This window comes from Streptosporangium nondiastaticum, assembly GCF_003011965.1.
In the GTDB taxonomy this organism is placed as follows: Bacteria; Actinomycetota; Actinomycetes; order Streptomycetales; family Streptomycetaceae; genus Streptomyces; species Streptomyces nondiastaticus.
Genome location: NZ_PXWG01000042.1, coordinates 1 through 24171, shown reverse-complemented (window position 1 = coordinate 24171; position 24171 = coordinate 1). Strand labels below are relative to the sequence as shown.

Here is a 24171-nt window from a genome sequence, read left to right as displayed (position 1 = left end):
GGTGCTCATGCCGTCCCCCCGTTCACCGGAACCAGAGCCGCCGCCCGGTCCTCCTTGCCCGCCGGGGCCGCGTCCCCCGGGCCCTCCGCACCGTCCTCATCCGCCGGCAGCACCCCCTCCAAGGGAACCTCCGCCGTCAGCCGGAACGTCGCGTTCGCCCGGTGCTCGTAGGTGAGCATGCCGCCCAGCACGGTGAGCCGCTCCCGCAGGCCGGCCAGCCCGGAGCCGTTCCCGGACCCCGGATCCCGCTCCGGCTCCCGCACTCCGTTGTTCTCCATGACCAGAACGGCCGTCGTCCCCGCCACGATCCGCAGCCGCACGGCACACCGCCCGGCGTCCGCGTGCCGCAGCACATTGGTGGTGCCCTCGCGGACGACCCACGCCAGGACCGACTGCACCGCCGGCGGCAGGGCCTTGCCCACCGTGTCGTCGATGCGGCACTCGATGTCCGCGGCGGACAGCACACCCCGCGCCCCCACCAGCTCGGTGTGCAGATCCGCCTCGCGGTAGCCGCGCACGACCTCCCGGACCTCGCGCTGGGAGTCCTGGGCCATGCGCTGGACCTCGGTCATCTGCTCCACCGCGGCGGGCGAGCCCCGCCGGGCCAGCTGCACGGCCAGCTCGCTCTTGAGCGCGATCACCGCGAGGTTCCGCCCGAGGACGTCGTGCAGATCCCGGCCGAACCGCAGCCGCTCCTCCGCGACCGCCAGCCGCGCCTGCGCTTCCCGCGCTTCCTCCAGCTCCCACATGACGTGCAGCATCCAGCCCGACATCCGCACGACGTACACGACCCAGAGCGTGAGGAAGAGCACGGCCACCGTCAGGGCGGCCGCGGCCTGCCAGCCGGCGCCGAGCGCCAGCATGCCGAGCCCCAGCGCCAGCGCCACGACGACGCACGGGATCACGAACCTGCGGACCCTGCGGACCAGCAGGGTGTGCGGGCCGAAGACCGAAAGGCTGCCGTTCCACAGGAACAGGCCGATCGTGGAGCCGTACTCCTGGCCGTACGCACCGAACGACATCACCATGCAGACGACCGCCGCGGCGAACAGCACCCATTGCACGGCCACCAGCAGCCAGGGCGCGGGCTTCTTCCAGAGGTAGTGGTCGAGGGAGCGGCGGAAGACGGAGATGCCCAGGAGGCCCTGGAAGGTGAAGATCCCGCCCAGCGCCAGCATCCACGGCCGGCCGAGACCGGAGTCGGCGAGCACATTGACCGTGCCGGCTCCGGGGAGGAGGACGGGCAGCGCATAGAGCGTCCACCGTATGTAGATGTCGAGCTTGGCGACCCTGCTGCGGCCCCGCCACTCCTGCACCCGTGTCCACAGGCCCATGGGTCCCGCCCCCTTGCACGTCCTCGTCACTGCTTCACGGCCGCGGCCTACGGCCGTCGCCCCAGGGCTACCGCCGCGGCTCCCACCGGAACCACCGCTTGGCGCCGTACGCGGCCACTATTGTCCAGGCAATGCCCGTGAGGATCGCGCCCCCGGCCTCATGGGCGCTCATCCCGCCCAGCCAGCCGCCGCGCACCAGCTGGATCACCGGCGTCAGCGGCAGCAGCGAGCAGATGTCCGCCATGGTGTCCGGCATGGCCTCCAGCGGCACCATGAGCCCCGAGCCCGCCACGGATATCAGCATCAGCGGCGAGGTCACCAGCTGGGAGCCCTGCACCGTCTTCGCCCAGCTCGCGGTCACCGCGGCCAGGGCTATGGACATCGCCACCCCGAGCAGGAGCCCGATCGCCATCAGATCGGGGCGGGCGACCGACCGCAGGTCCAGCCAGAGCACGCCCGCCACGACCAGCAGGACGCACTGCGCCAGCGCCACGGCCACCGCAGGCAGCGCCGTGCCGGTGAGGATCTCGGCATCGCTGGTCTCGCCGGTCCGCAGCCGCTTGAGGACCAGCTCCTCACGGCGCGCCACATAGGCGCTGACCAGGTGCTGGTAGACGGCGAAGAGGAGGATGTAGCCGAAGGCGCCGGTCAGGGCGACCTCGTTGACCGACATGCCGGCCTCGCCGAGATCGACCTCACCGATGGCGCGCCGCACGCCCCACACCATCATCACCGGCAACAGCAGGGCCACGTAGAGGCCCATCTTGTTCCGCCCGAGCAGGATGAACTCCGCCCGGCCCAGCGCCGTCATCCGCGGCACCGATATCGACACGGCCTTCGCCATCACGCGTTCCTTCCCGCGACAGAATCCACACCAAGGCCGGCACCGGGACCCGCCCCCGCGGGCTCACCGGCGGGGCCCGCGCCCGCTATGGCCAGGAACGCCTCCTCCAGCGAGGCGGTCCGGGCGTCGAGGCCCTCCAGCTCGACGTTCTTCTCCCGGGCCCAGAGCAGCAGCCCGGTCAGCGTCCGCTGCAGCTCGCGGGTCTGCAGCTCTATGCGCCCGCGCTCCTCCTCGTGCCGCACGACGCCCAGCTCGGCGAGCGGCGGGAGATCGCCCACGAACCAGCCCACGGGCATCGCGAAGCGGATCCGCGCGGGATAGCTGCCGATGACCTCCTCCGGCGTCCCGGACGAGACGATCCGCCCCTCGCGCATGATCGCCAGCTGGTCGGCGAGGGCTTCCGCCTCCTCCAGATAGTGCGTGGTGAGCAGCACCGTGGTGCCCTCGGCGCGGAGCCGGCGCACCAGCTCCCAGGTGTTGTGCCGGGCCTCGGGGTCGAGGCCTGTCGTCGGCTCGTCGAGGAAGAGGACCTCGGGGCGGCCGAGGAGGGCGAGCGCGAGATCGAGGCGGCGGCGCTCGCCGCCGGAGAGCTGCTTGATGCGGACGTCCTTGCGGCGGAGCATGTCGACCAGCTCCAGGGCCTCCGCCACGGGCCGGGCCCCGGTGGTGCAGCCTGCCCACATGCGGACCGTCTCGGCGACGGTCAGGTCCGCGGGGAAGCCGCCTTCCTGGAGCATCACCCCGATCCGGGGCCGCACGGCGCTCCGCTCCGCATACGGATCGTGCCCGAGCACCCGCACCTCGCCCGCGGTCGGCTCCGCGAGCCCCTCCAGCAGCTCGACCGTGGAGGTCTTGCCCGCGCCGTTCGTGCCGAGCAGGGCGAACAACTCGCCGCGCGCCACGGTGAAGGAGATGTCCCGCACCGCTTCGAAGCCTTCGTCTCCGGCCGGGCCGTAGCGGCGGCGCAGCCCCGAGACGTCGATCACACTGTCCCCGATGTCCATGTCCCAAGCCTCGCGCCGGATCCGAGCGGAGGTCAGTGCGGCCTGTCATGACTTCGGATGACGAATGTCATCAGCGCCGGAACCCGGACCGAGGCCCGAAGCTCCGGGAAACGCCGAAGGCCCCGGTCGAGATGACCGGGGCCTTCGTGCTGGAGCGGACGACGAGACTCGAACTCGCGACATCCACCTTGGCAAGGTGGTGCTCTACCAACTGAGCTACGTCCGCATGCTTCCGACCGGCTTTCACCGGGCGGCGCGTGCATCACTCTACCTGATCCACTTCCGTGGACGGTAACCGTGATGAGAGCGGGTGACAGGAATCGCACACTGCGCCTCCCCCTTGGAAAGGGGGCGCTCTACTACTGAGCTACACCCGCATGGATCGCCGGTCCGGCCCACAGGAGTGGACCGGCAAGCGATCAGAGCGGGTGACAGGAATCGCACACTGCGCCTCCCTCTTGGAAAGAGGGCGCTCTACTACTGAGCTACACCCGCATGATCCGTCCCGGCCGGTCACAGATGTGACCGGAGGACGTTCAGAGCGGGTGACAGGAATCGCACACTGCGCCTCCCCCTTGGAAAGGGGGCGCTCTACTACTGAGCTACACCCGCGTGACCTGGGGTTTCGCCCGGTTTCCCGGCCTCGCCCCTCGGCGTGATCCAGACTCTAGCTGATCATCCGGGGTGCTTGGCAAATCGGCCCGGCAGGCGGTCCCGGGGAGGGCCCGGCGCCGGCCCGGCGGTCCCCCGGCGGGCGCCTCGGCCGGCGTCTCGGCGGCAGCCGGCGCGCGGCTCAGTCGGCGGAGTTGAAGGCCTCGTACACGCGCTTGGGGATGCGGCCGCGCGGCGGCACGTCCATGCCGTGCGAGCGGGCCCAGGCGCGGACCGCCGCGGGGTCGGGGGCCACGGAGGTGCGGCGGTAGACCTTGCCGGAGCGGGACTGCTTGCGGCCGGCCTCCAGGTAAGGCGTGAGGACCGCCCGCAGTTTCTTCGCATTGGCAGTGTTCAGGTCGATCTCGTACGACTTGCCGTCGAGGCCGAAGGTAACCGTCTCCGCGGCTTCCCCGCCGTCGATGTCGTCGGAGAGTGTGACCACTACGCGCTGTGCCACGAATATCGGTCCTTTCGGCGGGCATCTCCGCGGTGAACTGCGCAGATGCACTGGTTCCGGATGTTCCGGATCCGTTCCTGGTCAATGGTTATTCATTTGTACAACGAGACGCATTGCAAAGTGAAGCCCAGTTAATTCTGTCCGGGTGCCTCTTCGCAATCAGGACCGTACGTTTTTCCCGGGATTTTTCCAGGGCGTCCTGGGTGTCGATGCGTAAACGTGACAGGAGGCCCAGCATATCTATGCGCGTAGATTTTTCGGGACTGTACTCTGGCCGTACCGCTTCAGCTCACGCACCACACACCGGGAGTGCCAGTGGCACGCGTCGTAGTCGACGTCATGCTCAAGCCGGAGATCCTCGACCCGCAGGGCCAGGCGGTGCAGCGCGCGCTGCCTCGCCTGGGTTTCGAGGGGATCGCCGACGTCCGTCAGGGCAAGCGCTTTGAACTCGAGGTGGAGGGGCCGGTCGACGACGCCGCCCTCGCCCGAATCCACGAGATGGCGGAAACGTTTCTCGCCAACACCGTGATCGAGAACTTCACCGTGCGGGTCGACTCGTGACCGCACGCGTAGGAGTCATCACCTTCCCCGGCACCCTGGACGACCGCGACACCCAGCGCGCCGTCCGGATCGCCGGGCTCGAGCCCGTGCCGCTCTGGCACCGCGACAAGGACCTCAAGCAGGTGGACGCCGTGGTCCTGCCCGGCGGCTTCTCCTACGGCGACTATCTGCGGGCGGGCGCCATCTCCCGCTTCTCGCCGGTCATGGAGACCGTCATCGAGCAGGCCCGGGGCGGCATGCCGGTCCTCGGCATCTGCAACGGCTTCCAGGTGCTCACCGAGACCCACCTGCTGCCCGGCGCGATGCTGCGCAACAACCACCTGCACTTCATCTGCCGCGACCAGAAGCTCCGCGTCGAGAACGCGGACACCGCCTGGACGTCCGACTACGAGGCGGGCCAGGAGATCTCCGTCCCGCTGAAGAACATCGACGGCCGTTACGTGGCCGACGAGCGCACCCTCGACGAGCTCGAGGCCGAGGGCCGCGTCGCCTTCCGCTACCTGGACGGCAACCCCAACGGCTCGCTCCGCGACATCGCGGGCATCACCAACGCCGCCGGCAACGTCGTCGGCCTGATGCCGCACCCCGAGCACGCCGTCGAGCCGGGCGTCGGCACGGGCCGTACGGACGGGCTCGGATTCTTCACCTCGATCCTCAAGAGGCTGGTCAGCGCATCATGACCCTCGACACCGTCAAGCACGCCAACGAAACGCCCGACGTCGACCAGCCCTGGGCCGAACTCGGCCTGAAGCAGGACGAGTACGAGCGCATCCGCTCCATCCTGGGCCGCCGCCCCACCGGCGCCGAGCTCGCGATGTACTCCGTCATGTGGTCCGAGCACTGCTCGTACAAGAGCAGCAAGGTCCACCTCCGCCAGTTCGGCGAGAAGGCCCCCGAGGCTGATACACCGGGAGGGGGCGCCCTCCTCGTCGGCATCGGCGAGAACGCCGGCGTCGTCGACGTCGGCCAGGGCTACGCGGTCACCTTCAAGGTCGAGTCGCACAACCACCCCTCGTACATCGAGCCCTACCAGGGCGCGGCCACCGGCGTCGGCGGCATCGTCCGCGACATCCTCGCGATGGGCGCCCGCCCGGTCGCCGTCATGGACCCGCTGCGCTTCGGCGCCGCCGACCACCCCGACACCAAGCGCGTCCTGCCGGGCGTCGTCGCGGGCATCGGCGGCTACGGCAACTGCCTGGGCCTGCCCAACATCGGCGGCGAGGTCGTCTTCGACCCCTGCTACCAGGGCAACCCGCTGGTCAACGCCCTCTGCGTGGGCGTGATGAAGCACGAGGACATCCACCTCGCCAAGGCCTCGGGCGCCGGGAACAAGGTCATCCTCTACGGTGCCCGCACCGGTGGCGACGGCATCGGCGGCGTCTCGGTGCTGGCCTCGGAGACCTTCGACGACAGCAAGCCCGCCAAGCGCCCCGCCGTCCAGGTCGGCGACCCCTTCCAGGAGAAGCTCCTCATCGAGTGCACCCTGGAGATCTTCCGCGAGGACCTGGTCGACGGCATCCAGGACCTCGGCGGCGCCGGCCTGTCCTGCGCCACCAGCGAGCTGGCCAGCGCCGGCTCCGGCGGCATGCGCGTCGAGCTGGACCGCGTGCCCCTGCGCGACGCGACGCTCTCGCCCGAGGAGATCCTCATGAGCGAGTCGCAGGAGCGCATGTGCGCGATCGTCGAGCCCGGCAAGGTCGACCGCTTCCTGGAGATCTGCGAGAAGTGGGACGTCATCGCCACCGTCATCGGTGAGGTGACCGACGGCGAGCGGCTGGAGATCTTCTGGCACGGCGAGCAGATCGTGGACGTGCCGCCGCGCACCGTCGCCCACGAGGGCCCGGTCTACGAGCGTCCGTACGCCCGCCCGGACTGGCAGGACGCCCTCCAGGCCGACGACGCGAACAAGCTGGCCCGGCCGGCGACCGCCGAGGAGCTGCGCGAGCAGGTCCTGAAGGTGATCTCCTCGCCGAACCAGGCGTCCAAGTCCTGGATTACCGACCAGTACGACCGGTTCGTGCAGGGCAACACCGTCCTCGCGCAGCCGGAGGACTCCGGCATGGTCCGCATCGACGAGGACACCAACCTCGGTGTCGCCGTCGCCACGGACGGCAACGGGCGCTACGCCAAGCTCGACCCGTACACGGGCGCGCAGCTCGCGCTCGCCGAGTCCTACCGCAACGTGGCCGCGTCGGGCGCCCGTCCGCTGGCCATCTCGAACTGCCTGAACTTCGGCTCCCCCGAGGACCCCGCGGTCATGTGGCAGTTCGCTGAGGCCACGCGCGGCCTGGCCGACGGCTGCCTGGCCCTGGGCACCCCGGTCACCGGCGGCAACGTCTCGCTGTACAACCAGACCGGCGAGACCGCCATCCACCCGACCCCCGTGGTCGCGGTGCTCGGCGTCATCGACGACGTCGACCGCCGTACGCCGATCGCCTTCTCCGACGAGGGCCACCTGCTCTACCTGCTGGGTGACACCAAGGAAGAGCTGGGCGGCTCGGCCTGGTCCCAGGTCGTCCACGACCACCTCGGCGGCCTGCCGCCGGCCGTGGACCTGGACCGCGAGAAGCTGCTGGGCGAGATCCTGATCTCCGCCTCGCGCGACGGCATGGTCGACGCCGCGCACGACCTCTCCGACGGCGGTCTGATCCAGGCCCTCACGGAGTCGTGCCTGCGCGGCGGCAAGGGCGCGCGGATCGTCGTGCCCGACGGCATCGACCCCTTCGTCCTCCTCTTCTCCGAGTCCGCCGGCCGTGCGGTCGTGGCGGTCCCGCGGAGCGAGGAGCTGCGGTTCACCGACATGTGCGGAGCGCGGGGCCTGCCCGCGGCCCGGATCGGTGTCGTCGACGGCGAAGCGATCGACGTCCAGGGGCAGTTCAGCATCCCGCTGGCCGAGCTGCGCGAGGCGCACGAGGCCACGATTCCGGCGCTGATCGCATAGCTCCCGCCTGACGTCCACGGTGGCGGGGCGGGCTCTTTCCCGGGCCCGCCCCGCCACCGGGACAGCGCCTGCCCGCGGCCCCCTGGTCAGGGGCGGGGCACCCGCAGGCGCAGCGCCAGCAGCAGCGCCAACAGCATCGCTCCGGCAGCACACGCGAACACCGTGTCGACGGAGGAGACGAACGCCCGTATCGCCTGGGCGTGCGCCTCGCCGCTGAGCGCGGCTATGCGGCTCGCCGAACCGCCGGGGCCCTTCGCCTCGTACACCCGGGCCAGCACCGTGCCGAAGAGGGAGGCGCCCAGCGCGCCGCCCAGGGACTGGAAGAAGCGGATTCCCGTGGTGGCCACGCCCAGCTGGCGGGGCGGAGCCGACTCCTGCGTGAGCTGGATCAGCTGGCCCAGCAGCTGGCCGAACCCCAGGCCGAGCAGCAGCAGCGCCGCGCTGACGACCCACAGTCCCGTGTCCGCGCTGAGGGTCGCGAGGATTCCCATGGCCGCCGCGCTGACGGCCGTGCCGGTGACGACGAAGGTCTTCTGCGGCCAGCCGCGCGCCGTCAGCCGGCCGGTGACGATGCCGATGACGGAGATGCCCGCGGCCATCGGGAGCAGGAACAGGCCGGCGTTCGTGGCGGCGATGCCGCGCACGAGCTGCAGATAGATGATCACGTAGATCATCGAGCCCATCAGGGCCGTCCCGATCAGGGCCTGCAGCGCGAACGAGATGCGCAGCACGGGGATCCTGAACAGCGACAGGGGCAGGACGGGCTCGGCCGCCGTCGCCTGCCGCCACAGGAACAGGCCGAGCAGCAGCACGCTCGCCGCGATCAGCCCGAGGACGACGGGGGAGCCCCACGCGTACTCCTTGCCGCCCCACTCGGTGACGAGCAGCACGGCCGTGGAGAAGGCCGCGGCGAGGCCTGCGCCGAGGAAGTCGATCCGGTGGCGCGTGCCGTGGTGCCGGGGGAGCTTGAGGACGGCGGCCGCGGCGACGAGCACGGCGAGGCCGACGGGCAGGTTCACGTAGAACACCCAGCGCCAGTCGGCGTGATCGGCGAGGACGCCGCCCAGCACGGGCCCGAGGGCCATGCCCGCGCCCGCCACGAGGCCGCCTATGCCGCTGCCGCCCTTGCCGCCCTTTTTGCCGCCCTCTTCCGCGGGCGCCGCCGCCTTGAGCTGGGCGATCACGACCATGGTGACGCTCATCAGCCCGCCGCCGCCGATGCCCTGGAGCGCGCGGAACGCGATGAGCTGCTCCATGGACTGCGCGGCTCCGCACAGCGCCGATCCCACGAGGAAGGCCGCGACGGCGCTCAGGAACACCCTGCGGGCGCCGAGCGTGTCGCACAGCTTGCCGTAGAGCGGCAGGGCCGCGGTCGAGGCGAGGGCGAAGGCGCTGATCAGCCACGGCACGCGGTCGATGCCGTGCGCGGGGTCGAGGTCCCGGACGATCGGGACGGTGACGGCCGAGACGATGTTCTGGTCGAGGACGGCCAGGAGCATCGTGGTCAAGCAGACCACGAGGGCGATCTTGCGCTGCCCGCCGGTCATGCGAGGCCCGGCCGGCTGATCGGCATGTGCCGGAGCGGGTGCCTGGGCAGTCCCTCCCGCGGGCCCCCGTTCAGGAGCCAACTGCCTCGCCGCTGTGGGTGAATGCACCCTTCTTCCCCCTCCGGAGCCGGTTCGTGAACGCCGACGGAAGCCGCGCGTCAACGCCGACGGAAGCGGCGCGCCTTCACCATGCCCCGAGATCGTGTACCGAGTCAATTCTTCTATCAGGTCAGTTTGTGGCTCCGGTCAAAACTTCATCCTGGTACAGTCGGGTCATGGCCGAAGAGCTGAGCCTGCGCGAGCGCAAGAAGATCCAGACCCGCCGCACCCTCTGGCGGACCGCCGCGGAGCTGTTCCTGGAGCGCGGCTACGACCAGGTGTCGGTCGCCGAGGTCGCCCTGGCCGCCGAGGTCTCGAAGATGACGGTCTTCAACTACATGTCCTCCAAGGAGGACCTGGTCCTCGGCCCCATGAAGGAGCACATCGGCGACGCCGCCCGCTCCGTGCGCGACAGGCGCCCCGGCGAGTCCGTCGTCGCCGCCTTCCGCAGGCACTTCATGGCCGCGCTCAACGCCCACGACGCCTCCGTCGGCATGAGCGACCACCCCTACGTGCTCCAGGTGCGCCAGCTGGTCCAGGAGACGCCGGCCCTTCTCGTCCGCGCCCACGAATACGTCCGCCAGTCCCAGATGCTCCTGGCCGAGGAGCTGGCCGCGTCCACGGAAGGCCCCGAAGCCGAGCTCGCCCCCGTGGTCGCCGCGCAGCTGATGAGCGTCCGCTACGCCGTGCACGAGCACAACCACCGGCGGTTGTTCGCGGGCGAGTCGGCGGATGACGTCCTTCCCGACGCCGTCGCCCTCGCCGAACGCGCCTTCGCCCTGGTCGAGCACGGGCTCGGGGACTACGGGACGCTCCCGGCCGGAGCCGGAGCCGGAGCCGGAGCTGGAGCCGGTGCGGCCCGCCCCGCGGAGGGCGGCGCCGCATAGGGTCGGAGCCATGCCTCCCGCCCACCGCAAGCCCCGTCCCCGCAGCTACGACCCCGCCAAGCTGCGCGCGGCCGTCACCGCGCAGCTCGCTCACGTACGGGACATCGCCGCGAGCCTGGACGAGGCACAGCTCGCGCTGCCCACCCGGTGCGGGGGCCGTACCGTCCGCGATCTGCTCGCGCACATCGCCCTGGACGCCGGCCTCGTGGCCCGCCTGATCGGGGAACCGGCCCCGCCCGCGCGGGAGATCACCGCCGTGGAGTGGCCGGTCACGGCCGCGCCCGGCGAGATCGCCGAGGCCACCGGCGGCGACGCGGACTCCGCCCCCGCCGCCCTCCTGGACACCGCGGCGGACCGTTTCGCCGCCCTCGCCGCCGCCACCCCGCCCGATCGCCTGCTCGCCACCCCCGCGGGCGCCATGCGGCTGGACGACTTCCTGGTCACGCGATGCGTGGAGCTGGCCGTCCGCACCGACGACCTCGCGGCGGCGCTCGGCACCGAGATCCGTTACGACCGGCAGCTCCTGGCCCATGCCACCCGCCTGCTCGCCGACGCGCTCGCCGCCAAGGCCCCGGGCGGTTCCGTGGAGGTCCGCGTCCCGCCCTTCGCGGTCGTCCAGTGCGTGGCGGGCCCCCGCCACACCCGCGGCACGCCGCCCAACGTGGTCGAGACCGACCCGCTCACCTGGCTCCGTCTGGCCACCGGCCGTACGGACTGGGCCACCGCGCTGGACGCCGCCGCGGTCAGTGCGAGCGGCGAGCGCGCGGACCTCTCCGCGCACCTCCCGCTGTCCGGATGAACTCTGTTCCGATGTTCGGATGACCCTGTTCCGACCGCTCTCCGCACACCCCTCTTTGTATGAAGGAACAAAGGATCCCCGAAAGGCGATTCGCCATCCCTCAAAGGTGATTCACCGTGCGCGCCGAGTGGCTGTGCGTGGTGTGAGACATCCCCGGTCGTCCCCGGTTCGGATGAACCTCCTCCCTGCCATAGACTCAAGGTGTGCCTCGTGGTGACGGACGACTCAGCCACGACCTGCTCCCCGGTGAGAAGGGCCCCCAGGACGCTTGTGGCGTCTTCGGTGTCTGGGCTCCGGGTGAAGAGGTCGCCAAACTCACCTATTTCGGGCTGTATGCGCTGCAGCACCGTGGACAGGAGTCCGCGGGCATCGCAGTGAGCAACGGCTCCCAGATCCTCGTCTTCAAGGACATGGGACTGGTTTCCCAGGTCTTCGACGAAACCTCCCTGGGCTCTCTCCAGGGCCACATCGCGGTCGGTCACGCCCGCTACTCCACCACCGGAGCCTCGGTGTGGGAGAACGCCCAGCCGACGTTCCGGGCGACCGCGCACGGCTCCATCGCGCTGGGTCACAACGGCAACCTGGTCAACACGGCCGAGCTGGCCGAGATGGTCGCCGCCCTCCCCCGGGAGAACGGCCGGGCCAACCAGGTCGCGGCGACCAACGACACCGACCTGGTCACGGCCCTCCTCGCGGGCCAGACCGACGCCGACGGCAAGCCGCTGACCATCGAGGAGGCGGCCGCCAAGGTCCTTCCCGACGTCAAGGGCGCCTTCTGTCTCGTCTTCATGAACGAGCACACGCTCTACGCCGCCCGTGACCCGCAGGGCATCCGCCCGCTGGTCCTCGGCCGCCTGGAGCGCGGCTGGGTGGTGGCCTCCGAGACGGCCGCCCTGGACATCTGCGGCGCCACGTTCGTCCGCGAGATCGAGCCGGGCGAGCTCATCGCCATCGACGAGCACGGCGTGCGCACCAGCCGCTTCGCCGAGGCCCGCCCCAAGGGCTGCGTCTTCGAGTACGTGTACCTGGCCCGCCCCGACACCGACATCGCGGGCCGGAACGTCTATCTTTCCCGCGTGGAAATGGGCCGCCGTCTCGCCGCCGAGGCCCCGGTCGAAGCCGATCTGGTGATACCGACCCCGGAATCCGGAACTCCGGCCGCCGTGGGTTATGCGGAGGCCAGCGGCATTCCGTACGGCACCGGCCTGGTCAAGAATTCCTATGTCGGCCGGACGTTCATCCAGCCGAGCCAGACCATCCGCCAGCTCGGCATCCGGCTCAAGCTGAATCCGCTCAAGGAAGTCATCAAGGGCAAGCGCCTGGTCGTCGTCGACGATTCCATCGTCCGCGGCAACACCCAGCGCGCGCTCGTCCGGATGCTCCGCGAGGCCGGCGCCGCCGAGGTGCACGTGCGGATTTCCTCCCCGCCGGTGAAATGGCCGTGTTTCTTCGGCATCGATTTCGCCACCCGGGCCGAGCTCATCGCCAATGGCATGAGCGTCGAGGAGATCGGCCGCTCGCTGGGCGCGGACTCGCTCGCGTACATCTCGCTCGACGGCATGATCGAGGCGACCACCATCGCCAAGCCGAACCTGTGCCGCGCCTGCTTCGACGGCGAGTACCCGATGGCGCTCCCCGACCCCGAGCTGCTCGGCAAGCAGCTCCTGGAGACCGAGCTGGCCGGTGGCGCGGACGCCGCCGACGCGCTCCGTCGTCCGTGACACGCCTCCGCAGTACCGAACGACACGAAAGCTCTCAAACACATGTCTGCAGAGTCTTCTGAGCGTGCTCCGCACGCGGGCACCGGCGCCAGCTACGCGAGCGCGGGCGTCGACATCGAGGCGGGTGACCACGCCGTCGAGCTCATGAAGAAGTGGGTGAAGAAGGCCACCCGTCCGGAGGTCGTCGGCGGCCTCGGCGGCTTCGCCGGGCTCTTCGACGCCAGTGCGCTCAAGCGGTACGAGCGGCCTCTGCTCGCCTCCGCCACGGACGGCGTCGGCACGAAGGTCGACATCGCCCGCCGCATGGGCGTCTACGACACCATCGGCCACGACCTCGTCGGCATGGTCGTGGACGACCTGGTCGTCTGCGGCGCCGAGCCGCTGTTCATGACCGACTACATCTGCGTCGGCAAGGTCCACCCCGAGCGGGTCGCCGCGATCGTCAAGGGCATCGCCGAGGGCTGTGTGCTCGCGGGCTGCGCGCTGGTCGGCGGCGAGACCGCCGAGCACCCGGGCCTGCTCGGCGCGGACGAGTTCGACGTGGCCGGTGCGGGCACCGGCGTGGTCGAGGCCGACCACGTGCTGGGCGCCGATCGCATCCGTACGGGTGACGCCGTCATTGCGATGGCCTCGTCCGGACTTCACTCGAACGGGTACTCGCTGGTCCGCCATGTGCTCTTCGACCGGGCCGGCTGGGAGCTGGACCGGGAGGTTCCGGAGTTCGGCCGCACCCTCGGCGAGGAGCTGCTGGAGCCCACCCGGATCTACTCGCTGGACTGCCTGGCCCTCACCCGTACGGCCGAGGTGCACGCCTTCTCGCACATCACGGGCGGCGGCCTGGCGAACAACCTGGCCCGGGTGATCCCGGACCACCTCCGGGCGACGGTCGACAGGTCGACGTGGACGCCGGGCGCGGTCTTCGACACCGTGGGCCGGCTCGGCGGCGTCGAGCGGCTGGAGCTGGAGAAGACGCTGAACATGGGCGTCGGCATGGTCGCGGTCGTCCCGCAGGAGTCCGTGGACGTGGCCCTCACGGCCCTTGCCGACCGTGGCGTGGACGCATGGGTCGCCGGCGGCATCACCGACCGCGGTGACCACACCGAGGCCGTGGCTCTGACCGGCGACTACGCCGGCTGAGAGCCCGCCGGGAGCCGACGTGAGCCGATGCTGCACGGGGGCCGCCGCCCGGACCGGAAGGTCCCGGGCCCGGCCCCGTGCGGCACGCACGGCGGCCCGCTCCACGCACGCGGCACCCCGGGCAGCACAGAACCCGGTCCGAGGTCGGGCCTCGAACCGGGTCAGTGGGAGTTACAGCGTCAAGCGCGGCGACGGTAAGGAGAGTCGGACGGAGCCTGCTCGTCCTCGTCCTCATCGTCGTTGTAACGACTCGCGTACTGAGCGTACGGGTCGTCATCCAGCTCATCGTCCTTGTCGAGCGGCTCGCTGTTCGGCGGCTGCTTCGTCGGCGATGCGCCCAGCTCATTGGCCAGACGTGAGAGGTCGGTCCCGCCGCTGTTGTACTTCAGCTGGCGGGCGACCTTTGTCTGCTTGGCCTTGGCCCGGCCGCGCCCCATGGCTCGACCCCCTCAATGACGGGGCTCGACGGCCCCAGAGTCTTGACACGCGTTCACGTTCATGAGTCAGAGCGGACCCCCATGGAGGGATCCGGCCTGTAGGGCTTCAACGGTACCTGCTTCCGCGGCCATACGGTACGTCGCCCGCATGACGTGCCACGCAGCACAACCCTAGGGGAGCCCCGTCCCCGCTGGTCAGCTGCGATTTTAACGTGTCTCGTGCCCCGACCCGCCGATGGGTGGTGAGAGATGTCTCGCTCACCACCTCATCGGACGGGCCTGTAGGGACCGGTAGGGGGCGGCTCCGGGCGGCCTCACGAGGGCCGGTGCGGCCACGCTGCGCACGCCGCCGGGACACGGACGGTGCGCAATGCGCCCTTACCAGGCTTACCGGACGGTTCTACCGCGCGGTAACCACGCTTGCGGCGGCCGCGCCCGTGGCGCGCGCCCGCGCCTCGGCCATGCGCTGCTCGGCCAGCCGGTCGGCGGCAGCGGCGGGCGGAATGCCGTCGGCCTTGGCTCGATCAAATATGGCCAAAGTCGTATCGAAAATCTGGTTCGCCTTGGCCTTCGCCCGATCGAAATCGAAACCGTGCAGTTCGTCGGCGACCTGGATCACTCCGCCGGCGTTCACCACGTAGTCCGGGGCGTAGAGGATGCCGCGGTCCGCGAGGTCCTTCTCGACGCCCGGGTGGGCGAGCTGGTTGTTGGCCGCGCCGCAGACCACGCTCGCGGTCAGGGCGGCCACCGTGGCGTCGTCCAGCGCGCCGCCGAGGGCGCAGGGGGCGTAGACGTCGAGCGGCGTGCGGACCAGGACCTCGGCGTCCGTCACGGCGGTGACCTGCGGGTGGCGGGCCAGGATCCGCTCCACGGCCTCCGCCCGGACGTCGGTGATCACGACCTCCGCGCCGTCCTCGACCAGGTGCTCGACGAGGTGGTGGCCGACCTTGCCGACGCCCGCGACGCCGACTCTGCGGCCGCGCAGCGTGGGCTCGCCCCACTGGGTCTGCGCGGCGGCGCGCATGCCCTGGAAGACGCCGAAGGCGGTGAGGACGGAGGAGTCGCCGGCGCCGCCGTTCTCGGGGGAGCGGCCGGTGGTCCAGCGGCACTCGCGGGCGACGACGTCCATGTCCTGGACGTAGGTGCCGACGTCGCAGGCGGTGACGTACCGGCCGCCGAGGGAGGCCACGAAGCGACCGTATGCCAGGAGAAGTTGTTCGGTCTTGATCAGAGAGGGATCGCCGATGATCACGGCCTTTCCGCCGCCGTGATCCAGACCCGCCAGCGCGTTCTTGTAGGACATGCCGCGGGAGAGGTTGAGGGCGTCCCGCACCGCCGCCTCCTCCGAGGCGTACGGGTAGAAGCGGGTGCCGCCGAGGGCGTCGCCCAGGGCGGTGGAGTGGATGGCGATCACTGCCTTGAGGCCGCTCTCGCGGTCCTGGCACAGCACAACCTGTTCGTGGCCGCCCTGGTCCGACCGGAACAATGTGTGCAGCACGCCGTCAGCTTCATCGGTGGGACGTACGTCAGTCACTGTGGTGACTCCATATGTCGCGGAGGTCGCCCTCCGGGGGTGGTGGAGGGCCGGTTGGCAAGAGGGTAAGACCTGTCGGCCCGGCGGGCCGGTCCCGTGCGGAGGATCACCCCTCCGGGGAGCGGTGCCATGGGACGATTTGCGCGGTACGGGGAGGGTTCGGCAACTCCCCGGGGTGTCCGGCGTCTTGAGGGGAGCACGTGTGGGCTCGGCGTCATCGGTGACTGTCCCGTACGCGGCGTACCTGCGGGTCTACGAGCCGCTGGGCGCCTTCCCGGAGCCGGAGCGCACGCATTGGGAGCGCTACGCCCGGCGCACCGCCCTGCCCTGCGCCCAGGACGAGCTCCGGCGCTCGCTCGCCGACCTGCTGCCCACCCCGCCGGTGCCGGTCCCGGTGCACGAGAGCGGCGACGCCTTCGTGACCTTCCAGGACGGCGTCCTGTGCGTCTGCCCGTGGCGGACGCGGCTGCGCGGCTGGCTGGCGCTGGAGGAGCTGTCCGAGAGCCTGCCCGCCCCGGTCCTGGACGCGGCCCTGCCGCCGGTCGTGCGCCGGCAGGCGGAGGCCGACTACGAGCGCTGGCAGGAGCGCAACCCCGACGCCCGGCCGTGGATCCGCACCGCGACCTGGCAGGTGCCCCTGCGCTGGTTCGTCCTCTTCTCCGACGAGGAGCGCGAGTACGGCAAGCCGGGGGAGTGCGCCGGCGAGGGGGAGCCGGGCCGGGACGGGCTCGTGCTCCGCTACCGCACGCCGATGGTGCAGGCGAGGCGGCGGGTGGCCCGGGGGCTGCGCACGCTCAAGGACGCGATCGACGAGGGCCCGCTGATCGACGGGCTGGTGGACGTGGGGCGGTGGCTGGAGGAGTTCCACCCGCGCTCCCTGGTGGAGCTGGACTACGGCGGTCTGGTGCATATGGTGCCCGAGGCGCAGCTCGCCGAGGACCATTCCGCCGGGGACACGGCGGAGGGGCTCGCGGCGTTGCGCGCGGGGGACGGGGTGCGCGCGGGGCGGGCGTACGAGCGGTTGACGGAGCGCTGGAGTGCCGTACGCAACCGTCAGTACGCCAATTGATGTCCTGGTCGGAGAAGCCCCGGGACCTAGGTCCCGATCCGGGCCATTGCGGCAACCGTGACCTAACGCACTTTCGTCAGGTCTTGCGCCCATCGCCCATCCGCGTGGCAAAATAGGACAAGGAGTCCGGGAAGGGCTCCTTCCGTCCAACTAAGGGCGGATTGATCGGTATTGCACTCCTTGGCGGGTCTGGTGACCCCTGATCCCGCTGTGACTGATCGTCACGGTGGCGTGACTGTCCGCTATGGCATGGTCCATCGGCTTCCGTCGAGGTTGAACACCTGAGAGGGCAATTCCATCGGTTTGGCCGACGTGGCTGGACAGATGGTGTAGTTGTAGTGCCGAGGACAAGCCGTTCGTCCTATAACCGACTCGGCCCGCGTCCGCCATTTCGGGCAACGCGGGTCAAGGTGCAGAATTTAGAGGAAAGAACCGACTCCACGTCAGGTTCTCCCGAGGAGGCCGCTCATGACCGCTCGCACCCCTGATGCCGAGCCGCTGCTGACCCCGGCTGAGGTTGCCACGATGTTCCGCGTGGACCCGAAGACGGTCACCCGTTGGGCCAAGGCTGGCAAGCTCACGTCCATCCGCACGCTCGGAGGACACCGCCGTTACCGCGAAGCGGAGGTCCGCGCCCTGCTGGCGGGCATCCCGCAGCAGCGCAGCGAGGCCTGAACAACCGCATGACCGGGCGTTTTCCGGGGCCCCCAACCCGGCTCGCGCCCCGCTTCGGCTCCAGCTGAAGCACCCTGAAGCACCATCTGGCTCCACACGACCGGCTCCTGCCCCAACAGGACCGCCGCAGCCCACCGACTTGGGCGAGTCGTCGATCGCGCTGGACTCCGCCGGGTCCAGCGCGATCTTTTTTATGCCCGGACGTCTCCGGACACCCCTGGGCGGCCCCGGCGGCCCTGCCCGGCCCTGGGCAGCGGGAGCCGGCGGGGCCTCCGTACGGAGCCCCGGTCCCACCCTTTCGGGTCGAGTGCAATTGCACATATTAAATTGACCCGTTGTAGGCCAGGGGTAAGTTCCCTCATCCGGGAAACTCTTTCGGTGACTCCCATCACAGCGCGACGGGCTTGTCACTCATTGTGCCGCTGCGGTAAAGAGCCCGGTGCGCGCCGGAGGCGAGCGGAACCACGGCCGACTGCCGCCCGTACAGGCGCCGTTGGTCACCCGGAGCCGGTCCGCGCCTCCCCGGCGCCCTCCGGCCCGGCCGCCGGCCTTGCGGGGCCCGCGCCCGCCGCCTCCTGGGCGAGCCGAAGCAGCCGGTGGCACACGGCGCAGTGCCGGGTCAGGTGGCGGTAACCGGAAGCGCCCGACGCGGCGGACAGGTGGGCGCGCAGCAGCGCCCGCGTCTCGTGCCGGATGCTCTCGGCCCTGAGCTTGCCGGGCCCGGGCGTCCCGGGCCGCTTCGCCTCTGCCGGGGTGGTGGTCGTCGTCATGGAGCGCAGCACCTCCACTGCCTGGGTACCCCTGGCACGTGTCCCCGTCAAGGTCGAACGCGAGAAGGCCCGGATCCCTGAAAGGGGATCCGGGCCTTCAATCACTGCGGTCCTGACGGGATTTGAACCCGCGGCCTCCACCTTGACAGGGTGGCGAGCACTCCAAACTGCTCCACAGGACCTTGCTTGCTTCCCGCTCCCGCGGGCTTGCGAAAGAGACTCTACAGCAGGTCAGGGGGTGCGGTCGAACCCGATCACGGAAGGGCCCCCGATCGGGTCCCCGCACCGTGCCGCGGCCCGGCCGCACCACCCGCCCCTAGGGCACCAGCTGATCGATGGCCTTCACGATCCGCTTGTCCGAGACCGGGTGCGCCGTCCCCAGAGCGTGGGCGAAGTAGCTCACCCTCAGCTCCTCGATCATCCAGCGGATGTCGAGCGCCTCCCGCGGCACCGGGCGCCCCTTCGGGAACTGCTCCAGCAGCCACGCGTGCTCGTCCTGCATTTCCTTCACCTTCGCCATCCGGGCCCGGTCCCGGTCGGCGTTGGCGGGCAGCTGGGTGAGCCGCCGGTCGACCGCCACCAGATAGCGCAGCAGGTCCGGCAGGCGCCGCACGCCGTGCTCGGTGACGAAGCCCGGCTTGATCAGCCCCGCCAGCTGCTCCTTGACGTCCGAGAGGGAGGACATCAGCGACAGGCTCGTGGTGGCCTTCAGCCGGCGCTCGCACGCCTGCCAGGCGGCCAGCACCTCCTGCACCTTCCGGATCGCGTCCATCGTGGCGTCCACGATGTCCGCCCGTACCGCGTCGAACAGCTTGCGGAAGGATTCTTCGTCCCAGACGGGGCCGCCGTGCGCCGCGATCAGCTTGTCGGCCGCGCCCGCGACGCAGTCCTCGAAGAGCGCCTGGACGGAGCCGTGCGGATTGCGCGACAGGGCGAGCTTCTGCTGGTTGCCCAGCTTGTCCTGGGCGAACTTCGCCGGGTTGGAGGGCAGGTTCAGCAGGATCAGCCGGCGGGTGCCCCGCCACATCGCCTCGCGCTGCTCCGGCTCGGTGTCGAAGAGCCGCACCGCGACCGACGAGCCCTCGTCCACCAGCGCCGGATACGCCTTGACCGGCTGGCCGGCCCGGCGCGTCTCGAAGGTGCGCGGCAGGGTGCCCACCGTCCAGGAGGTGAGCCCCGAGCGCTGCTCCGGGGCGCCGCCGCCGGTGCCGCCGGCCTTGGCGGCCCCCGCGGCCTGCTCGAAGGCCTTGGAGATCGCCGCCTGCGTCTTCGGCTTGAGCCGCAGCCGCAGCGCCTCCAGGTCCTTGTCCTCGGCGATCTTGCGGCGGCGCTCGTCGACGACCCGGAAAGTGATCTTCAGGTGATCGGGGACCTTGCCGGGGTCGAAGTCGCCCGGCTCCAGCCGTACGGCCGTCATCCGGTGCAGCTCGCGCGTCAGCGTGACCGTCAGGGACTCCTGCAGGGGCACCGCACGGTCCAGGAACGCCTTGGCGAAGTTCGGCGCCGGCACGTAGTTCCTGCGGATCGGCTTGGGCAGCGACCGGATGAGCTCCGTCACCAGGTCCTCGCGCAGCCCCGGGATCTGCCAGTCGAAGCCCTCGGCCGAGACCTGGTTCAGCACCTGCAGCGGAATGTGGACGGTCACGCCGTCCGCATCCGCCCCCGGCTCGAACTGGTACGTCACCTTGAACTTCAGCCGGCCCTGCCGCCAGGAGTCCGGGTAGTCGTCCTTGGTGACGGCCTCGGCGTTCTCGTTGATGAGCATCGACTGCTCGAAGTTCAGCAACTCCGGCTCGTCGCGCCGCTTGTGCTTCCACCACGAGTCGAAGTGCGCGCCCGACACCACGTGTTCGGGCAGCCGCTGGTCGTAGAAGTCGAAGAGCGTCTCGTCGTCCACCAGGATGTCCCGGCGGCGGGCGCGGTGCTCCAGCTCCTCGACCTCGCCCAGCAGCTTGCGGTTGTCGTGGAAGAACTGGTGGTGGGTCCGCCAGTCGCCCTCGACCAGGGCGTGGCGGATGAACAGCTCACGGCTGGTCTCCGGATCGATCCGGCCGAAGTTGACCTTCCGCTGGGCGACGATCGGCACGCCGTACAGCGTCACCCGCTCGTACGCCATGACGGCCGCCTGCTTCTGCTCCCAGTGCGGCTCGCTGTAATTGCGCTTCACCAGATGCTCGGCGAGCGGCTCGATCCACTCCGGCTCGACCTTGGCGTTGACCCGCGCCCACAGCCGCGACGTCTCCACCAGCTCGGCCGACATCACCCAGCGCGGCTGCTTGCGGAACAGCGCCGAGCCCGGGAACACCGCGAACTTCGCGCTCCGGGCACCCAGGTACTCGTTCTTCTCGGTGTCCTTGAGGCCGATGTGCGACAGCAGACCCGCCAGCAGCGACTGGTGGATGCGGTCCGGGGCCGCGTCCTCCTCCGCCATGTGGACGCCCATCTGCTTGGCGACCGTCCGCAGCTGCGAGTAGATGTCCTGCCACTCGCGTATCCGCAGGTAGTTCAGGAACTCCGACTTGCACATGCGCCGGAACGCCGACGACGACAGCGCCTTCTGCTGCTCGCGCACATAGCGCCACAGGTTCAGGAACGCGAGGAAATCGCTCGTCTCGTCCTTGAAGCGGGCGTGCTGCTGATCGGCCTGCGCCTGCTTCTCCGAGGGCCGCTCCCGCGGATCCTGGATCGACAGCGCGGCCGCGATCACCATGACCTCGCGGACGCAGCCGTTGCGGTCGGCCTCCAGGACCATGCGGGCCAGCCGCGGGTCCACCGGCAGCTGCGCCAGCTTCCGCCCCGACTGCGTGAGCCGCTTCTTCGGATCCTTCTGCGCGGGGTCGAGCGCGCCCAGCTCGACCAGCAGGTCGATGCCGTCCTTGATGTTGCGCCGGTCCGGCGGGTCGATGAACGGGAACTTCTCGATGTCGCCGAGGCCGGCCGCCGTCATCTGCAGGATGACCGAGGCCAGGTTCGTACGGAGGATCTCGGCGTCCGTGAACTCCGGACGGCCCAGGAAGTCGTCCTCCGAGTACAGGCGGATGCAGATGCCGTCCGACGTACGGCCGCAGCGGCCCTTGCGCTGGTTCGCGCTCGCCTGCGAGATCGCCTCGATCGGCAGCCGCTGGACCTTGGTGCGGTGGCTGTACCGCGAGATCCGCGCGAAACCGGGGTCGATCACGTAGCGGATGCCCGGGACCGTCAGGGACGTCTCCGCGACGTTCGTCGCGAGGACGATCCGGCGGCCCGTGTGGCGCTGGAACACGCGGTGCTGCTCGGCGTGCGACAGACGGGCGTACAGCGGCAGGATCTCGGTGAACCGGAGTTTCTTCTTCTCCAGGGCGTCCGCGGTGTCGCGGATCTCCCGCTCGCCGGAGAGGAAGACCAATATGTCGCCGTCGCCCTCGCGCTGCAGCTCCTCCACCGCGTCACAGATCGCCGTGATCTGGTCGCGGTCCGCGTCGTCGGAGCCCTCCTCCAGCAGCGGCCGGTACCGCACCTCCACCGGATACGTCCGCCCGCTCACCTCGATGATCGGCGCGTCCCCGAAGTGGCGCGAGAAGCGCTCCGGGTCGATCGTCGCCGAAGTGATGACGACCTTCAGGTCGGGGCGGCGCGGCAGCAGCTGGGCCAGATAGCCGAGGATGAAGTCGATGTTGAGGCTGCGCTCGTGCGCCTCGTCGATGATGATCGTGTCGTACTGGCGCAGCTCGCGGTCCGTCTGGATCTCGGCCAGCAGGATGCCGTCCGTCATCAGCTTGACCTGCGTGTTCTCGCCGACCTGATCGGTGAAGCGGACCTTCCAGCCGACGGTCTCGCCCAGCGGCGTGCGCAGCTCCTCCGCAACGCGCTCGGCGACCGTGCGGGCGGCGATCCGGCGCGGCTGGGTGTGCCCGATCAGACCCCGGACGCCGCGGCCGAGCTCCATGCAGATCTTGGGGATCTGCGTGGTCTTGCCGGAGCCGGTCTCGCCCGCGACGATCACGACTTGGTGGTCGCGGATCGCCGCCAGGATCTCGTCCTTCTTCTGGCTGACCGGGAGCTGCTCGGGATAGGTGACGGCCGGCGCGGCCGCCCGGCGGCTCGCGACGCGCAGCTCGGCCGCGTCGACCTCTGCCGTGATCTCGGCCAGGACGGCCGTACGGGCCTCGGGCTTGCGGATGCGGCGCGCGCCCTCGAGCCGCCGCCCCAGGCGCTGCGCGTCGCGCAGCGTCAGCTCGGGGAGGCGGGCGGCGAGGTCGGCGAAGGCGGCGGGGGCGGCAGGCTGCGTAGACATACGGAGTCCAGGATCGCACCAGCCGCGGCGAAGCGGCGAACGCATTTCCCCGGAAATGCACTGAGCCCCCCATCCGGAGATGAGGGGCTCACTGTGGCTGGGGCCGGGGTCGAACCGGCGACCTTCCGCTTTTCAGGCGGACGCTCGTACCAACTGAGCTACCCAGCCACGCAGACATCAGAGATATCTGCAGCGGTCCTGACGGGATTTGAACCCGCGGCCTCCACCTTGACAGGGTGGCGAGCACTCCAAACTGCTCCACAGGACCTTGCTATGTGCGAGCACTAGTCTCGCACACGGTACAGCGTGCCCCCAACGGGATTCGAACCCGTGCTACCGCCTTGAAAGGGCGGCGTCCTGGGCCACTAGACGATGAGGGCTGATGGCCCACCTGGGCGCTTCGCAGCGCCTCGGGGACGTGAGAAGCATATGGGATGGAGGGAGGGAACGCCAAAACGGTTTCCCGGAGGCCGCCGCGGACGGTCCTCAGTGGCCGGCCCGGGCGCGGCGCGGGAGGCGTACGAGGGCCGTGCAGGGGCCCCGCGGGGGTGCGTGCCGGACAATGGCGAGCGTGCTGGAGATGACGCGCGAGGAGTTCGAGGAACTGGTCGCCGAGGCCCTGGACCGGATCCCGCCGGAGCTGACGCGGCTGATGGACAACGTCGCGGTGTTCGTCGAGGACGAGCCCCCGGCGGAGGACCCGGAGCTGCTCGGCCTCTACGAGGGAACGCCGCTGACCGAGCGCGGCGAGTGGTACGCGGGCGTCCTGCCCGACCGGATCACGATCTACCGCGGCCCCACGCTGCGCCTGTGCACCTCGCGGGAAGAGGTGGTGGAGGAGACCGAAGTGACGGTCGTTCACGAGGTGGCACACCACTTCGGCATCGACGACGAGCGCCTGCACGCCCTCGGCTACGGCTGACCGGCGGGCGTCCGGGGCGCGCCGGCGCGGCGGGGCGAGGGCTCGCCGGGGCGACGGGGCGGGGGTGAGCGGGGGTAAAGAGCCGGTCAGGTGACCGCGTGCCGCGCGTGTCCTGGGCGGGGCGGTCTCAGTTGGGCAGGGGGCCTGTCCCATGCGCCAGTCCCGGCACGTCCCGAAGGCGGTCCCCGATGCCTCCCATCTCACCCCGCGCAGCCGTCACCCGGATCGCGGCCGTCGCCGCCGTGGCCCTGGCCCTCGGGGGGTGCATGAGCGTGAGCGACCCGGAGCGGCCCGCTCCGTCGCCGGGCGCGGGCAAGCAGCGCGACGCGGGACCGGAGCCGGACGGCGGGGTGCGGATGCCGGGCGGGCGCCCCGGGCAGGCCGACGCGCGCTCCGTGCGAGGCGCGAGCGGCAGCCCGTCGGCCAGGAACACGGCCTCCCCGTCCTCCTCCGCGACGCCCTCGGGCACCCCGGCCGAGGCCTCGCCGGACGCCCGCCCCGGCAAG

The 24171-nt window shown here is 70.6% G+C and carries 19 protein-coding genes, 8 tRNA genes and 1 pseudogene; 11 read left to right on the top strand and 17 right to left on the bottom strand.

From position 1 onward, the window contains the following. Positions 1-5: 5 nt before the first annotated feature. From B7P34_RS17460 to B7P34_RS17425, 8 genes are all read right to left on the bottom strand, one after another. A complete protein-coding gene (locus B7P34_RS17460; protein WP_106677571.1) occupies positions 6-1334 on the bottom strand; it encodes a sensor histidine kinase in 1329 nt (442 codons plus the stop codon). 67 nt (positions 1335-1401) lie between these two features. Next, positions 1402-2178, bottom strand: a complete 777-nt coding sequence (locus B7P34_RS17455) for an ABC transporter permease (RefSeq protein ID WP_106677569.1) — start codon at positions 2176-2178, stop codon at positions 1402-1404. After that, positions 2178-3182 (bottom strand): ABC transporter ATP-binding protein, encoded by a 1005-nt coding sequence (locus B7P34_RS17450; RefSeq protein WP_106677567.1) that lies wholly within the window; start codon positions 3180-3182, stop codon positions 2178-2180. Before B7P34_RS17450 ends, B7P34_RS17455 begins: the two co-directional genes overlap by 1 nt. A gap of 150 nt (positions 3183-3332) precedes the next feature. Beyond that, positions 3333-3408: transfer RNA gene (locus tag B7P34_RS17445), tRNA-Gly, on the bottom strand. Between the two features lie 79 nt (positions 3409-3487). Continuing rightward, positions 3488-3559 (bottom strand) — tRNA-Gly (locus B7P34_RS17440). 46 nt (positions 3560-3605) lie between these two features. Next, a tRNA-Gly gene (locus tag B7P34_RS17435) sits at positions 3606-3677 on the bottom strand. A gap of 45 nt (positions 3678-3722) precedes the next feature. Continuing rightward, positions 3723-3794 (bottom strand) — tRNA-Gly (locus B7P34_RS17430). Positions 3795-3975: 181 nt separating this feature from the next. Then, on the bottom strand, positions 3976-4293 hold the full coding sequence (locus B7P34_RS17425) for a histone-like nucleoid-structuring protein Lsr2 (RefSeq protein WP_030367045.1): 318 nt from the start codon (positions 4291-4293) through the stop codon (positions 3976-3978). 315 nt (positions 4294-4608) lie between these two features. Between B7P34_RS17425 and purS the strand changes: the two genes are divergently transcribed. The 3 genes from purS to purL are packed head-to-tail and all read left to right on the top strand — an operon-like array spanning position 4609 to position 7795. Then, on the top strand, positions 4609-4854 hold the full coding sequence (gene purS, locus B7P34_RS17420) for a phosphoribosylformylglycinamidine synthase subunit PurS (protein ID WP_030367046.1): 246 nt from the start codon (positions 4609-4611) through the stop codon (positions 4852-4854). After that, positions 4851-5534 (top strand): phosphoribosylformylglycinamidine synthase subunit PurQ, encoded by a 684-nt coding sequence (gene purQ, locus B7P34_RS17415; RefSeq protein WP_106677565.1) that lies wholly within the window; start codon positions 4851-4853, stop codon positions 5532-5534. Before purS ends, purQ begins: the two co-directional genes overlap by 4 nt. Further along, on the top strand, positions 5531-7795 hold the full coding sequence (gene purL, locus B7P34_RS17410; protein WP_106677563.1) for a phosphoribosylformylglycinamidine synthase subunit PurL: 2265 nt from the start codon (positions 5531-5533) through the stop codon (positions 7793-7795). Before purQ ends, purL begins: the two co-directional genes overlap by 4 nt. An 86-nt stretch (positions 7796-7881) precedes the next feature. Here purL and B7P34_RS17405 read toward each other — a convergent pair whose 3' ends face one another. Beyond that, entirely contained in the window at positions 7882-9342 is a 1461-nt protein-coding gene (locus B7P34_RS17405) for an MFS transporter (protein WP_106677561.1), read from the bottom strand. Positions 9343-9617: 275 nt separating this feature from the next. On the opposite strand from B7P34_RS17405, the gene B7P34_RS39400 reads away from it, so the two are divergent. The 4 genes from B7P34_RS39400 to purM all read left to right on the top strand — a co-directional run bounded on the left by B7P34_RS39400 (position 9618) and on the right by purM (position 13985). Further along, on the top strand, positions 9618-10328 hold the full coding sequence (locus B7P34_RS39400; RefSeq protein WP_106677559.1) for a TetR/AcrR family transcriptional regulator: 711 nt from the start codon (positions 9618-9620) through the stop codon (positions 10326-10328). Between the two features lie 10 nt (positions 10329-10338). Then, positions 10339-11127, top strand: coding sequence for a maleylpyruvate isomerase family mycothiol-dependent enzyme (locus tag B7P34_RS17395; protein ID WP_106677557.1), 789 nt, complete (start codon positions 10339-10341; stop codon positions 11125-11127). Positions 11128-11330: 203 nt separating this feature from the next. Further along, the gene (gene purF, locus B7P34_RS17390; RefSeq protein ID WP_106677555.1) at positions 11331-12848 is read left to right on the top strand and encodes an amidophosphoribosyltransferase; all 1518 of its coding nucleotides are present in this window, start codon (positions 11331-11333) and stop codon (positions 12846-12848) included. A gap of 42 nt (positions 12849-12890) precedes the next feature. Further along, entirely contained in the window at positions 12891-13985 is a 1095-nt protein-coding gene (gene purM / locus B7P34_RS17385; protein ID WP_106677553.1) for a phosphoribosylformylglycinamidine cyclo-ligase, read from the top strand. A gap of 179 nt (positions 13986-14164) precedes the next feature. Here purM and B7P34_RS17380 read toward each other — a convergent pair whose 3' ends face one another. Next, the gene (locus B7P34_RS17380) at positions 14165-14422 is read right to left on the bottom strand and encodes a DUF3073 domain-containing protein (protein ID WP_106677550.1); all 258 of its coding nucleotides are present in this window, start codon (positions 14420-14422) and stop codon (positions 14165-14167) included. A 400-nt stretch (positions 14423-14822) separates the two neighbouring features. Further along, positions 14823-15956, bottom strand: a complete 1134-nt coding sequence (locus B7P34_RS17375; protein WP_106677548.1) for a Leu/Phe/Val dehydrogenase — start codon at positions 15954-15956, stop codon at positions 14823-14825. Positions 15957-16176: 220 nt separating this feature from the next. Here B7P34_RS17375 and B7P34_RS17370 point away from each other — a divergent pair, with 220 nt between their 5' ends. After that, entirely contained in the window at positions 16177-17025 is an 849-nt protein-coding gene (locus B7P34_RS17370) for a hypothetical protein (RefSeq protein WP_223267943.1), read from the top strand. A 468-nt stretch (positions 17026-17493) separates the two neighbouring features. Continuing rightward, on the top strand, positions 17494-17700 hold the full coding sequence (gene bldC, locus B7P34_RS17365; protein WP_003949541.1) for a developmental transcriptional regulator BldC: 207 nt from the start codon (positions 17494-17496) through the stop codon (positions 17698-17700). Between the two features lie 497 nt (positions 17701-18197). Here bldC and B7P34_RS17360 read toward each other — a convergent pair whose 3' ends face one another. The 6 genes from B7P34_RS17360 to B7P34_RS17335 all read right to left on the bottom strand — a co-directional run bounded on the left by B7P34_RS17360 (position 18198) and on the right by B7P34_RS17335 (position 23123). Then, positions 18198-18470 (bottom strand): DUF6274 family protein, encoded by a 273-nt coding sequence (locus B7P34_RS17360; protein WP_223267942.1) that lies wholly within the window; start codon positions 18468-18470, stop codon positions 18198-18200. 107 nt (positions 18471-18577) lie between these two features. Beyond that, positions 18578-18652: transfer RNA gene (locus tag B7P34_RS17355), tRNA-Asp, on the bottom strand. Positions 18653-18786: 134 nt separating this feature from the next. Then, entirely contained in the window at positions 18787-22743 is a 3957-nt protein-coding gene (hrpA, locus tag B7P34_RS17350; RefSeq protein ID WP_106677544.1) for an ATP-dependent RNA helicase HrpA, read from the bottom strand. A gap of 94 nt (positions 22744-22837) precedes the next feature. Continuing rightward, positions 22838-22911 (bottom strand) — tRNA-Phe (locus tag B7P34_RS17345). 25 nt (positions 22912-22936) lie between these two features. Beyond that, positions 22937-23011, bottom strand: a tRNA-Asp gene (locus B7P34_RS17340). A 39-nt stretch (positions 23012-23050) separates the two neighbouring features. Then, positions 23051-23123, bottom strand: a tRNA-Glu gene (locus B7P34_RS17335). Between the two features lie 182 nt (positions 23124-23305). Here B7P34_RS17335 and B7P34_RS17330 point away from each other — a divergent pair. Further along, positions 23306-23665 carry a metallopeptidase family protein gene (locus B7P34_RS17330; RefSeq protein WP_223267941.1) on the top strand — a complete coding sequence of 120 codons (360 nt, stop codon included), beginning with the start codon at positions 23306-23308 and terminating at the stop codon, positions 23663-23665. A 188-nt stretch (positions 23666-23853) separates the two neighbouring features. Beyond that, positions 23854-24171, top strand: a pseudogene (locus tag B7P34_RS37520) (hypothetical protein); the annotation flags it as partial.